The sequence below is a fragment of the Pantoea nemavictus genome (assembly GCF_037479095.1).
In the GTDB taxonomy this organism is placed as follows: Bacteria; Pseudomonadota; Gammaproteobacteria; order Enterobacterales; family Enterobacteriaceae; genus Pantoea; species Pantoea nemavictus.
In genome coordinates, this window is the sequence record NZ_JBBGZW010000001.1 from 3,835,662 (window position 1) to 3,848,946 (window position 13,285).

A 13,285-nucleotide genomic window follows, 5' to 3' on the forward strand; every position below is an offset into this window, starting at 1 on the left:
ATATCGCAATAAAAAAGCCGCTATCACACGATAACGGCTTTTTTGTGCTGCGATGCGTATATTACTTCACGCAGGCCGCGCAGTTGTTGTGAATCTGCTGGAAGAAGTCGTTTCCTTTGTCATCCACCAGAATGAACGCCGGGAAGTTTTCCACTTCGATTTTCCAAATCGCTTCCATGCCAAGCTCGGCATACTCCACGCATTCCAGACTCTTAATGCTCTGCTGTGCCAGTACCGCTGCCGGGCCGCCGATGCTTCCCAGGTAGAAGCCGCCGTGTTTTTGACACGCATCGGTAACCTGCTTGCTGCGGTTGCCCTTCGCCAGCATCACCATGCTGCCGCCGTTGGCCTGCAGCAGATCAACGTAGGAGTCCATACGACCTGCAGTCGTTGGGCCGAGTGAGCCAGAAGCATAACCTTCTGGCGTCTTGGCCGGACCCGCGTAATACACCGGATGATCTTTGATGTATTGCGGCAAACCTTCGCCGTCATCAATACGCTCTTTCAGCTTGGCATGTGCAATGTCGCGCGCCACGATGATGGTGCCATTCAATGACAGGCGCGTGGAGACCGGATACGCCGACAGCAGCGCCAGAATCTCGCTCATTGGCTGGTTCAGATCGACATGTACCACTTCACCTTCGCCCTGCTGACGCAGCTCTTCCGGAATGTAGCGGCCCGGATTATCTTCCATCTTCTCAATCCAGATGCCTTCGCGGTTGATTTTGGCTTTGATGTTACGGTCAGCGGAGCAAGACACGCCCATGCCCACCGGGCAGGATGCGCCGTGACGTGGCAGACGCACTACGCGGATATCGTGCGCGAAGTATTTACCGCCAAACTGCGCGCCCAAGCCCAGCTCCTGCGACGCTTTCAGCAACTCTTCTTCCAGCTGCACATCGCGGAAGGCCTGACCATGTTCGTTGCCTTCAGTCGGCAGTGAATCGTAGTAGTGGGTTGAAGCCAGCTTAACGGTTTTCAGTGTGCTTTCTGCGGAGGTGCCGCCGATGACAAAGGCGATGTGGTACGGCGGGCAGGCCGCGGTGCCCAGCGACATCATCTTATCGACCAGGTAGTTCTTCAGCTTAGCTGGCGTAATCAGCGCTTTGGTTTCCTGATACAGATAGGTTTTGTTAGCGGAACCGCCACCTTTAGCAATGCACAGGAATTTGTACTCGTCGCCATCCACGCTGTAGAGATCGATCTGCGCCGGCAGGTTGGTACCGGTATTCACCTCTTTATACATATCCAGCGCGGCGTTCTGTGAGTAGCGCAGGTTATCTTCAATAAAGGTGTTGTAGACGCCCTGTGACAGCGCGGCTTCATCGCCGCCGCCGGTCCAGACGCGCTGGCCTTTTTTACCCATGATGATGGCGGTGCCGGTGTCCTGACAGGTTGGCAGCACGCCTTTCGCGGCAATTTCCGAGTTACGCAGGAACTGCAGCGCGACATATTTATCGTTCTTGCTGGCTTCATCATCGGCAAGAATCGCGGCGACCTGCGCCTGGTGCGAAGCGCGCAGCATAAAGGACGCATCATGGAATGCCTGCTTCGCCAGCAGCGTCAGCGCTTTAGGATCGACTTTCAGGACTTCTTCGCCATCGAAGTTGGCTACCGAGACGTAATCACGGCTCAGCAGATAGTATTCAGTATCATCTTTGGCGAGAGGAAACGGATTCTGGTAATAGAAGGGTTTGTTCGACATGTTGGCTCACTTAGCTTCGTGTTGCCCGCCAGCATGACGGGCGACAAATTAGGCAATCTGTTATTTGATTTTTCTCTCGCCAGCCCTCCGCAGGGGCTGACTGGCGAGCATCATAACATTTTCACGGTAATACGCGGCTCCGTTTTAACATCGAAGCAACATCATCAGAACATCATCACCATCCATGGATAGGCGACAACCATCAGCAGAACCAGGAACAACGCACCGAAGATGGTACCGAGACGCCAATAATCTTTGGTTGGCAAATAGCCGCTGCCGTAGTAAATCGGGCTTGGGCCGGTGCCGTACGGGGTGATAATGCCCATCACGCCGAGAGAAACACACATCATCAAACAGAATACCGGCATGTTGATGCCCGGGATGGAGGCGGCAATGGTCAACATCGCTGGCAGCAGCGCCGTGGTGTGCGCCGTGGTACTGGCGAACAGGTAGTGCAGCAGATAGAAGGCGACTAACAGGACCACGGCAGAAACTTGCGGGTCATAGCCTTGTAGCAGCATCGCACCTTCTTTACCCAGCCAGGCGATGAAGCCAACGCGTGCTAAGCCATCGGCGAGGGCGACCAGCGTGGCGAACCAGGCAAAAGTGTTCCAGGCTGCTTTGTTGCTGGTGATGTCATTCCAATTCAGTACACCGGTCCACAGCATCAGCACGATAACCAACAGTGCGGCCATCGCCGGTTCAATCCACGCTGTGGCGAAGATCCACATCATCAGCGCAGCCACCACGAAGCCCAGCAGCAGGATTTCGTTGCGTTTCAGTTTGCCCAGTTTCGCCAGCTCAGCAGTCGCCCAGCGCGGCACTTCATCATTCACTTTCACTTCTGGCGGATAGAGCCAGTAGGCCAGCAGCGGCATGGTGAGAATCAGCAGCACACCCAGTGGCAGGAAGGCGAGGAACCACATGCCCCATGAGATATCGAAGCCGACCACGCTTTTGACCAGCGCCAGCGCCAGCAGGTTAGGTGCCAGAGCCGAAAGGAACATTGAACTGGTGATACACGCGGCGGTGATCGCTACCCACATCAGGTAAGAACCAATCTTGCGTGCGCTCGGATCGTTAGGTTTTGAACCGTAGAGCGGCGGCAGGTTGGCGATAATCGGGTAGATGGTACCGCCACTGCGTGCGGTGTTCGACGGCGTAAACGGCGCCAGCAGCAGGTCAGCGAAGGTAATCGCATAACCGAGCGTCAGGCTACGACGACCAAGATATTTCACCAGAATCAGCGCCAGGCGGCGACCAAACTGGGTTTTATCGTAGCCCGCAGCGAACATAAAGGCACCGAAGATCAGCCAGACCGTAGAGTTGCCGAAGCCGCTCACTGCCCATTTGAATGACTGCGCGGCGGTTTTGAACTTGGGATCGGCCAGTTCCGCTGGGCTAAACAGCACCCATTGGCTGAACAGCGCAATGATCACCACGCCGGTCAAGCCGATGACCGCGCCGGGTAACGGCTCAAAAATCAATCCAACAATGACCCCGACAAAAATGGCAAAGAAGTGCCATGCGTAAGGCTCGAGTCCTGCCGGCGTCGGCACCAGCAGCAACAGCACAGCGACAACAATTGGCAGGCACAACATAATCAGGCGGTTCTTTTTCCCCGGTGCCGCAGGCGGCGCGGGTAGTGATTCACTCTGGGTGGTTTGTGTGTTCATAGTTTTGGTCTGCAAGTTATGGAGATGCGGTTATACGCCCCGAACTAAGTGGGTTTATTTAGTTACAAAACCCTTGTAGCAGATTAGTCGTGACATTTAAAACTGAGTTTTAATAAATCGCTATTTGCAAAATTCGATACGCGAATTATCTATTGAATGTGAGTATGATGCGATTAATTAAAATATCTATTTTGATCTAGATCAATAAAATTTATTCGTGTTTTTTTTGCATTAAGCGTGCGCCTGTTAATAAACGAACCATTAGGTGAAAATTAACTGTGTGAGGCAAACGAAACGCCACAAATCAAGCAAAAAACAGAGAGGGATGGTGATTTATCTTTATGATAAGGCTGGTTTTGTTTTAAATGTAAGGAAAAAGTTGATTTTTGTCAAGTCTTGGTTAAAACTTAGCGGAACGCAGCTTTCAGCAATGAGCATCAAATATTATTTTCATGCGTAAAACTTATATAACTAACGAATAAGGTTATGTAAGTAAATAAAATGGTATATTTATGGCATGAAGTCGGACCACTCAAATAAATATAAATTCCTCCGAACCGCCAAAGAATTGAATACAAAATTTCTTAATTCTGGAGTTGCTCATCATGAATACGCTCACCCCGATTCTTAATCCGCTTACGCTACCGAAAGGTGCGGTGCTCAAAAACCGTTTGGTTATGGCGCCGATGACCACCTGTACAGGTTACTTTGACGGCGGTGTTACCAGTGACCTTGTCGAATATTATCGCGTGCGTGCCGGCAGCATCGGCACCGTAATTGTTGAATGCTGCTTTGTTGATAACCGCGGCCCGGCGTTCCCTGGCGCACTCGGCATCGATAGCGATAACAAAATTCCCGGCCTGGCGAAAATCGCGCACGCCATCAAGTCTCAAGGCTCCAAAGCGATCCTGCAGATTTATCACGGCGGCCGTATGGTGGAACCTGCGCTGATCGGCGGTAAAACGCCGGTCGCGCCTAGCGCCATCGCCGCACCGCGTGAAGGCGCCACCACGCCACAAGCGCTGACGGCAGAAGAAGTCGACGTGATGATCACCAAGTTTGGTGATGCGGTGAACCGTGCCATCAAAGCCGGCTTTGATGGCGTGGAAATTCACGGTGCAAATACCTATCTCATCCAACAGTTCTACTCGCCAAACTCGAACCAGCGTGATGATAAGTGGGGCGGCAGCCGCGATAATCGTGCCCGTTTCCCACTGGAAGTGCTGGAGATCACCCACAAAATGGCCGACCGTTTTGCCGCGGCGGATTTCGTCATTGGTTATCGCTTCTCACCGGAAGAGCTGGAAGTCCCAGGTATCCGCTGGGATGACACGCTGTACCTGCTGGAAAAACTGGCCGAACGCGGCCTCGATTACGTGCACTTCTCCGTCGGCCAACTGCTGCGTCCGTCGATAGTCGATACCCAGGATCCAACGCCGCTGATCACCAAATACCTTGCCCAGCGCTCACCAAACCTGGCGAAAGTGCCGGTGATTGGCGTCGGCGGCATTGTGAATAAAGAAGATGCCGAGAATGCGCTGGAGCACGGTTTCGATCTGGTTGCGGTCGGTAAAGCCTGTATCGCCTATCCGGACTGGGCCGATCGCGCGATCAAAAATCAGCATATGGAGTTGTACATTGACAGCACCAAGCGCGAAGAGCTGACCATCCCGGAACCGCTGTGGCGCTTCTCGCTGGTGGATGCGATGATTCGCGACGTCAGCGATACCGGGCGTAAGTACAAGGCCGGCGTTTATCAGGCCAAAGTCGAAGCCGAAGCGCTGAAGCTGAAAATCAACGTGACGCTGGATACCGACCGTATTACCGACATTTCACTGGTGCCGGATCCGAGCCTCGATGTCGACTTCACCAGCACCTTCGAGAGCCTGCGTGAACGCATTCTGGTGGCGAACAGCCCACACGTGGATGCCATCACCGGCGCCACTACGCAGAGTGAAGCGCTGAAAAAAGCGGTATCACGCGCCATGACCACCTCAAGCAAAGAGTATGTGATTGAGGAGGGCGGTAACCCTAACGCACCGGTTAATTACGATGTGGTGGTGGTGGGCACCGGCGGTGCCGGTCTGGCGGCAGCGATTCAGGCGCATGACGATGGCGCGCGTGTGGTAATCATCGAGAAGATGCCCACCATCGGCGGCAACACCATTAAAGCCTCAGTGGGTATGAACGCGGCTGAAACCCGTTATCAGAAGCTGAAAGGCATTGAAGACAGTAAAGAGCTGTTCTACGAAGAGACGCTGAAAGGCGGCAAATTCAAAAATAATCCGGTACTGCTGCGCGAATTTGTTGAGCAAGCACCTGAAGCGATTGAGTGGCTGGCGGCGAAAGAGATCGAGCTGTGCGATATCACTATCACCGGCGGTATGAGCATCGATCGTACGCATCGTCCGGAAGATCGTTCTGCGGTGGGTGGCTTCCTAATCAGCGGCCTGGTTAAAAATGTTAATCAGCGCAATATCGAAGTGCTGCTGGAAACCTCGGTGGCCGAAATCCTGGTGGAAAATGGCGCAGTCACTGGTGTCAAAGTGGTGGATGAGTACAACGATAGCCGTATCATCAACGCTAAAAGCGTGATTGTGGCCACCGGTGGCTTCAGTGCAAACCGCGAGATGGTGGTGAAATATCGCCCTGAGCTGGATGGTTTTGTAACCACCAACCATAAAGGCGCCACCGGCAGCGGCATTGCCATGTTGCAACACATCGGCGCGGATACGGTGGATATGGGCGAGATTCAGATTCACCCAACGGTTGAGCAAACCACCTCGTATCTGATTTCCGAAGCGATGCGCGGCGGCGGGGCAATCCTGGTCAGCCAGGCGGGCAAGCGTTTCTACAACGAAATGGAAACCCGCGACAAAGTTTCTGCCGAGATCATCGCCCTGCCTGAGAAGAGCGCGTGGATCATTTTTGATGAGCAGGTTCGTGCTAACAACAAAGCGGCTGACGAATACATCGCCAAAGGCTTCGTGATTAGCGCACCAACGCCACACGAGCTGGCGGTGAAACTCAATATGGATCAGGAAGCGCTGCAAACCACGCTGGGTCGTTACAACGAGTTCGTGGCGAAGCAGGACGACGAAGACTTTGGCCGTAAAACGGCGCTGCGTCATCCGCTGAACAAAGGCCCGTATTTTGCGATTCGTATCGCACCGGGCGTGCACCACACCATGGGCGGCGTGACCATTAACACCGATACCGCGGTGCTGGATGCACAGAAAGCGGTGATTCCAGGTGCGTGGGCGGCAGGTGAAGTGGTCGGTGGCATCCACGGTGCTAACCGCATCGGCGGTAACGCGGTGGCCGATATCATCATCTTTGGTATCAAAGCCGGTCACAATGCCGCTAAACTGGCGCTAGGACACTAAGCTGTAAAGATGCCCGCCTTGTGCGGGCATCGTTTTCTTTAGAGGCATGCAATGACCGATGGCGTCTTCTCTTACTCTGCCGTACTTATGGGTTCGCCCATACTGCTCAAACTCTTCGACGACAATCCCACGCTAGCCCGCCAGGTTTTCCAACTCATCAAGCAGCAAGAAAATCTGTTCACCGTTAATCGCGCTGAATCCGAAGTGATGTCGATCAATCAGGCCGCAGGCCGGAATCCGGTGGTGGTGAGCGAGCCGGTTTTCGCTTTGATTAGCGTGGCACACGCCGTGAGCTTGCTACCGGATAGCGCGTTTAATTTCACTATCGGGCCGGTGGTGAAGCGCTGGAAGATTGGATTTCAGGGACGCGCGGTGCCGCCGGCAAACGAGATTGCTGCTCTGTTGAAGCTGACCGATCCGCATCAGGTGGTGCTTAATTCCGCCGATTGCTCGGTATTTCTGCTGCAGTCGGGCATGGAGATCGATCTCGGCGCCATCGCCAAAGGCTATATCGCCGATCGCGTACAGGCGTTTCTGCATCAGCAGGGCGTGCAGCAGGCGCTGATTAATCTGGGCGGTAATGTGCAAACGCTGGGCTCGCCGCCGCATGAACCGCAAGGTTGGGGCATCGGTCTGAAAAAACCCTTTGGACGTGATGATGAGCTGTTAGGCGTGCTGCAAGTGCAGGGTAAATCGGTGGTGACGTCGGGCATTTACGAGCGCTATTTCGAACGGGATGGCCGCTGCTGGCACCATATTTTTGATCCGCAAAACGGCTATCCGCTCGATAATGAATTGCTGAGCGTGACGGTGATTTCCGATCGCTCAATTGATGGCGATATCTACACCACGCTGCTCTACGGCATGGGCGTAGAGCAAGGGCTGGCGTATCTCGCTGACCAGCCCGATATCGATGCGGTATTTGTTACGCGAGATCGGCAGATTATCTGCTCCTCGCCGCGCCACTTCCAATTCCAGCAGCGCGATTTCGCCTGGCAGCTCCGTTACTGACAATATTGCTGCAGCAGCGAATGGTATTCCGGCTGCAAGCGATAGCGATATACCGGGCGACCGGTGGCGCCATAGTGAATGCTGGTGAACAGGATATTAATCTGCGCCAGCCAAATCAGGTATTTACGGCAAGAGACGCGCGAAATATTCACCTCGGCCGCCAGCTCATCGGTCGAGAACTCATGACCCGGATGGGCGTCAATCCACTGACACAGCGTGCGTAGCGTCTGCGGCGTTAACCCTTTTGGCAGGCGCTTATTATCGTGTTGCGTTGCCGGGCTGCCGTGAATCAGCAAATCAACATCGGATTGCTGATAGTAATGCTGATTGTCCATCAGCGATTTCTTCTGCCGCCAGCCGGTCAGCGCCTCTTCAAAACGCGGGAACTGGAAGGGTTTGATCAGATAATCCACCACGCCGTAGTGCAGCGAAGTTTTGATATTCTCTGCATCCGCCGCTGACGAAATGATGATCACTTCCACCGCGCTTTGCGCCGTGCGCAATTCCGGTAACAGATCGAGACCATTCTCCTGCTGCATATAGATATCCAGCAGCACCAGATCGACTGCGGTATCGCTATTGAACAGGATCTCCTTCGCCTGCTTCAGCGTTGAGGCGGTGCCACAACAGTGAAAGCCCTGAATCTGGCCGATATAAGCGCGATTAAGCTCGGCGACCATGGCGTCATCATCGACCACTAACACATTGATCATGCGGATTGGTTTCCTCCATCCCAGGGAAGTTGGACTAAAAATTGGGTAAACACGCCGGGTTCTGACTCTACGCTTACGCTGCCACCGATATGCTCGGTTTGTTGCTGCAGCAAAAACAGCCCGACACCGCGGTTTTCACCTTTGGTGGAGAAGCCTTTTTCAAAAATCGTGGCGAGGCGATCGGCTTCAATGCCTGGGCCATCGTCACTCACTTCACAGGTTAACCAACCATTTTGGTAGTGCAGCATCACGTGAATCTCGCCTTCAACCTGCTCGCTCAGCGCATCCAGCGCGTTTTCAATTAGATTGCCGATCACCGTAATCAGCGCCGCCATCTGCTCTTCATTACCGCTGTCGGGCAGGAAGCTGGCATCGCTAATGGTCAGGCGATGGCCGCAATCCGAGGCGCGGTTGATTTTACTCAGCAAAAATCCGGCAATCACCGGCGATTTTATTTTGTCGAGCAGGAAACCAATCTCCGTCTGGTAATTATTGGCGGTCTTGAGAATATAGCTCTCTACCTGCGTGTAGTTTTTCATATGCAGCAGGCCAAGAATCACGTGCAGCTTATTCATAAACTCGTGCGAGCGTTCACGCAGCGCATCCACGTAGTTTACCATGCCGGTCAGGCGCTGCATTAGCTGACTGATTTCCGTTTTATCCCTGAAGGTGCAAACCGCGCCGATAATCCGGCCCTGGTTGCGCACCGGCACGGTATTGCTCAGCAGCACACGGCCATTAACATTCAGCTCCTGATCGCGCCGCGCCCGTCCGCTTTGCAGCACATCACGCAGATGATCGTTGATCACCGACGCATCATAGATGCGATCGCCGGTGATCGTGCCCATGGAATCATTGAGCAGCGCACGCGCCGCCTGATTGACCAGCGTAACCTGGGCCTGCTCGTCCATCGCCACCACGCCCTCTTTCAGCGAGTTTAAAATCGCCTGGCGCTGTTCAAACAGCGTGGAGATCTCGTAGGGTTCGAGTCCAAACAGAATGCGCTTCAGCACGCGTACCAGCACCAGGGTGCCAATCGCCCCCGCCAGCGTACCAATAAAGATGGTCCACAGAATGCTCCAGCGGCTTTCGTTGATCTGCACGCTGACCGCATCCAGTGAGATGCCTATCGCCACCACGCCAATTTGTTGGTGCTGCGCGTTGAAGACCGGCGTGAAGACGCGCAGTGCTTTCGCCAGCGAACCTTTGTTCACCGAGACATTTTCATGGCCGCGCAGCGCGGGTTCGAGATCGTCTCCGATGAAGTGTTTGCCAATCAGTTCGGGGTTTCGATGTGAATAGCGGATGCCGTCCATGTTGGTCACGGTAATGAACAGCAAATTATTGGTTTCCTCAACCGCTTTGGCGATTGGCTGGATGCGCGTGCCATCCGGCGGATAGGTCAGCGCGCGCTGTATTTCCGGCGAGTCGGCCAGCGTGCGCGCCACGGCCATGGCTTTATCCTCCAGCTGCGCGCGGGTGGCCGCGCCAATCTGGAAAAAATAGAACATGTGCACACTGAGCAGCACCAGCACAATTACCGCGCTGAGCATCAGGGTGACCAGCGTATTGAGCTTCATCGGCTGCTTGCGCGCCGTTATTCCTTGCTGTGGAGAAGACATGATCGCTCTCGGCGGAGAAGAGGGCGGTTATTATGACGGATAAATGCGTGCAGGTCGCGCACCAGGTAAGGTTGCCATTCATGGCGTAATACCGATCAGTTAAGCGCTGAGCGACTTTCGTTCGCCATCGGCTGAGGCAGTTTCAGCTATGCCGTGCGGCGACCGAGCAGAGGACGCCTGGCCGCGCCCTCTGCACTCCCGGGCCCTGCGCCAGCCCGCCCCGCCGCTTCGCGGTGCCTTCGCTCCCTCGCGATTCCTGACGGACCGGCGGCGATTCGCTCCTGCTCAGCGCCGCCTCTCGCCGCATCCCTGCGGCTCGCCCTGGAATCCCTCACTCGCTCAGCGGGCTGGGATGTCGCCTCAACACCCGCGCTGCAGCAGCAATGCCTATCCCTGAATTATCATCGCTGGAACGTCTGTAGGGTCGCCATTTATGGCGACCACGTGCCCCATAATCTTCAGCCTGCAAAATTTCAAATCAGATGCGGTAATGGCAGGCGATGGTGTTGGGCGCTATCCGCAGCGCCGAGCGCAGAGTGACGGCCAGGATGAGCCGACACGACGTCGGCGAAAGCGCGGCATGAGCCAGGGATGGCGAATCCGCGCGGTCCGTCAGGCCGGAGTGATAAGCGAGGGAACAGCGAGGACGGCGCAGGCGCGGATTGCTAAGGTCCGCGCCTTCGGACCTTAGCCCGGCCGCCTGCTTCACACATTCTGAAACTGCCATAGACTTAGCGGGCGGAACCCCCACGGAGCCAGTGCGCTGCTTAACTGACGAGCATTACGCCATTCATGGCGACCTCAACGTTGACGGTGGCGAATTAACTCGATTTGACGCGATTAGCAAAACTCTTACGCAGCTTCTGCAGTTTCGGTGGAATCACCGCCATACAATAGCCGTTGCGCTGTCCGGCGCCTTCCCAATAATCCTGGTGATAACCTTCCGCCGCATACCACTCTTTCAGCGGCTCGATGGTGGTCACTACCGGATCGCTAAGGCCTTCCTGCGCGCGCGCAATGGCGGCAATCGCTTCAGCTTCCTGCTCAGGATTGGCCGGGAAAATCGCCGAACGATACTGGGTCCCAATATCGTTGCCCTGGCGGTTCAGCTGGGTAGGATCGTGAGTGGCAAAGCTGATGTCCAGCAGATCGCCGTAGCTCACCTGTGCCGGATCGAAACCGACGCGAATCGCCTCTGCATGCCCAGTGGCACCGCTGCACACCTGCTCGTAAGTCGGATTCGGACGAGCGCCGCCGGTATATCCGCTCTCGACTGACTCCACGCCAATCACATCTTTAAACACTGCTTCGGTACACCAGAAACAGCCACCGGCGATCACCGCATATTCGGTTGCCATTGTATTTACTCCTGTCAGGGCGAAAGCTTGAAAGTGGGGGTAAGCCTATAGTAATTCAAGCAGTTAAATTAACATTTCTGGCTTAAAGTCACCGCGCTTGTCGAGCAGCAAATTGCTCATCACGCTAAAGCGCCCTTCGCCCGTGTAGTGCAGCGTAGGTGGAAACTCCGGCGTTGCGGCGACATGCGCTTTAACGATCTCGAAAATAAAGAAGTTGTAATTATCCACCATTGAATCGTCATACAGCTGGCACTCAAAGCTGGCAAAGCATTCGTCAATTAACGGTGCATTCACCACGCTGGCGGGTTCGGGCGTCAGTGTAAAAGCATCGAACTTATCGAGACGATCGCCGTGGCTGTTGCCGATCGCCACAACGCTATCGACCAGATTGGCTGACGGTACGTTGATCACGCACTGGCCGCTCTGGCGAATCAACTCATGGCTGTGGTTGCCGCCGGCGATCATGCAGCCTACCAGCGACGGCGAGAACTCCAGAATGGTGTGCCAGCCGAGCGTCATGATGTCGCGCTGATCCTCAAATTGCGAACTCAGCAATACCACCGGACCCGGCTCCAGATATTTCCGCGCTTTGCTCACCGGAAAGTCGATTTTATGCATCGGATTTCTCCTGCTGTAGGTAGAAGTCCTCTAAGTGTAGATCCTTTACGGGGCGGGCAAATCACGGCATGGTAGAGCGTCATCTTAGCGGGAGCCAAAACGTGAACACGATCCTTAGTCAGAGGTTAAATCTTACCTATCCGATCATTCAGGCACCGATGGCGGGTGTCTCCACGCCGCAGCTGGCGGCGGCGGTGAGTAATAGCGGGGGGCTGGGATCGATTGGCATTGGTGCCTCAACGCCAGAGCAGGCCGAGAAGATGATCCGACAAACGCGTGCGCTCACCGCTGGGCCGATCAACGTTAACGTCTTTTGTCATGCCGCCGCGCAGCGTGATCCGCAGCTGGAGCAGGCGTGGATTGCCCGTTTTCAACCGCTATTTGATCGCTATGATGCGGAGATACCGACAGCGCTGTCTGAGATTTATCAAACCTTCCTTGAAAACCAGGCAATGCTGGAGGTGTTGCTGGAAACCGCGCCGGCTGCGGTGAGTTTCCATTTTGGCCTGCCTTCAATAGCGTTTGTACAGCGCTTAAAGCGTCGCGGCATTATCACGCTGGCGACCGCCACCAGCCTGGCGGAGGCGCAGGCGATTGAGGCTGCGGGAGTCGACTTTATTGTCGCGCAGGGCATTGAGGCGGGTGGACATCGCGGGATATTCGATCCGGCAGGTGACGATCATCAGCTCAGCACCTTCACGCTGGTGCAGGCGATACAGCAGGTTTCCCGGGTGCCGGTGATCGCGGCGGGCGGCATTATGAATGGCGCAGGCATTGCGGCGATGTTCAAACTGGGGATCGCAGGCGTGCAGCTGGGCACGGCGTTTATTCTATGCCCGGAGTCGGCGGCTAATCAGGCGTATCGCCAGGCGTTTAAAAGCCAACAGGCCATCAGCACGGTGATGACGTCGGCGATTTCCGGACGACCGGCAAGATGTATCACCAACGATTTTTGCCGCCTGGCGCGCGAGTTTAGCCACGACACCATTCCTCCCTATCCGCTGACCTATGCGCTCGGCAAAGCGCTGGCCGCCGCTGCCGCGGCTAAGGGCGCGCACGGCTTTGGCGCCCAGTGGGCTGGGCAGGGCGCGGCGCTGGCGCGAGAAATGCCGGCAGCTGAATTGATTACAACGCTGGTGGCGGAGTGGCAGGCGGCATAACGTGCGTCATGCAATGATGGGACAGCTTGTAGGATT

At 55.2% G+C, this 13,285-nt stretch carries 9 protein-coding genes; 3 read left to right on the top strand and 6 right to left on the bottom strand.

What is annotated here, in order from left to right; genetic code table 11:
* Window positions 1-61: 61 nt before the first annotated feature.
* Together fumA and WH298_RS17690 are read right to left on the bottom strand one after the other, a co-directional pair.
* Window positions 62-1,705, bottom strand: a complete 1,644-nt coding sequence (fumA, locus tag WH298_RS17685; protein ID WP_180823450.1) for a class I fumarate hydratase FumA — start codon at window positions 1,703-1,705, stop codon at window positions 62-64.
* Window positions 1,706-1,869: 164 nt separating this feature from the next.
* Window positions 1,870-3,381 (bottom strand): anion permease, encoded by a 1,512-nt coding sequence (locus tag WH298_RS17690; RefSeq protein WP_007891586.1) that lies wholly within the window; start codon window positions 3,379-3,381, stop codon window positions 1,870-1,872.
* A gap of 605 nt (window positions 3,382-3,986) precedes the next feature.
* Here WH298_RS17690 and WH298_RS17695 point away from each other — a divergent pair.
* Both WH298_RS17695 and WH298_RS17700 read left to right on the top strand, forming a co-directional pair.
* On the top strand, window positions 3,987-6,767 hold the full coding sequence (locus tag WH298_RS17695; RefSeq protein ID WP_180823451.1) for a flavocytochrome c: 2,781 nt from the start codon (window positions 3,987-3,989) through the stop codon (window positions 6,765-6,767).
* A gap of 51 nt (window positions 6,768-6,818) precedes the next feature.
* Entirely contained in the window at window positions 6,819-7,778 is a 960-nt protein-coding gene (locus tag WH298_RS17700; RefSeq protein WP_180823452.1) for an FAD:protein FMN transferase, read from the top strand.
* Here the strand turns inward: WH298_RS17700 and dcuR are convergent.
* From dcuR to WH298_RS17720, 4 genes are all read right to left on the bottom strand, one after another.
* The gene (gene dcuR, locus WH298_RS17705) at window positions 7,772-8,491 is read right to left on the bottom strand and encodes a two-component system response regulator DcuR (RefSeq protein WP_007891598.1); all 720 of its coding nucleotides are present in this window, start codon (window positions 8,489-8,491) and stop codon (window positions 7,772-7,774) included. The genes WH298_RS17700 and dcuR overlap by 7 nt on opposite strands.
* Complete coding sequence (locus WH298_RS17710; RefSeq protein WP_180823453.1) at window positions 8,488-10,113, bottom strand: sensor histidine kinase; 1,626 nt, start codon at window positions 10,111-10,113, stop codon at window positions 8,488-8,490. The genes dcuR and WH298_RS17710 overlap by 4 nt, the downstream gene beginning before the upstream one ends.
* Window positions 10,114-10,934: 821 nt before the next feature.
* On the bottom strand, window positions 10,935-11,471 hold the full coding sequence (gene msrA / locus WH298_RS17715) for a peptide-methionine (S)-S-oxide reductase MsrA (protein ID WP_007891162.1): 537 nt from the start codon (window positions 11,469-11,471) through the stop codon (window positions 10,935-10,937).
* Window positions 11,472-11,534: 63 nt separating this feature from the next.
* Entirely contained in the window at window positions 11,535-12,089 is a 555-nt protein-coding gene (locus WH298_RS17720; protein WP_007891160.1) for a flavin reductase family protein, read from the bottom strand.
* A 101-nt stretch (window positions 12,090-12,190) separates the two neighbouring features.
* Between WH298_RS17720 and WH298_RS17725 the strand changes: the two genes are divergently transcribed.
* Complete coding sequence (locus WH298_RS17725) at window positions 12,191-13,249, top strand: NAD(P)H-dependent flavin oxidoreductase (RefSeq protein ID WP_339541589.1); 1,059 nt, start codon at window positions 12,191-12,193, stop codon at window positions 13,247-13,249.
* Window positions 13,250-13,285 lie beyond the last annotated feature (36 nt).

Coding starts and splice junctions, on each gene's coding strand:
- fumA (WP_180823450.1), bottom strand. CDS start 1,705: ATGTCGAACAAACCCTTCTATTACCAGAATCCGTTTCCTCTCGCCAAA.
- WH298_RS17695 (WP_180823451.1), top strand. CDS start 3,987: ATGAATACGCTCACCCCGATTCTTAATCCGCTTACGCTACCGAAAGGT.
- WH298_RS17720 (WP_007891160.1), bottom strand. CDS start 12,089: ATGCATAAAATCGACTTTCCGGTGAGCAAAGCGCGGAAATATCTGGAG.
- dcuR (WP_007891598.1), bottom strand. CDS start 8,491: ATGATCAATGTGTTAGTGGTCGATGATGACGCCATGGTCGCCGAGCTT.
- WH298_RS17690 (WP_007891586.1), bottom strand. CDS start 3,381: ATGAACACACAAACCACCCAGAGTGAATCACTACCCGCGCCGCCTGCG.
- WH298_RS17710 (WP_180823453.1), bottom strand. CDS start 10,113: ATGTCTTCTCCACAGCAAGGAATAACGGCGCGCAAGCAGCCGATGAAG.
- msrA (WP_007891162.1), bottom strand. CDS start 11,471: ATGGCAACCGAATATGCGGTGATCGCCGGTGGCTGTTTCTGGTGTACC.
- WH298_RS17700 (WP_180823452.1), top strand. CDS start 6,819: ATGACCGATGGCGTCTTCTCTTACTCTGCCGTACTTATGGGTTCGCCC.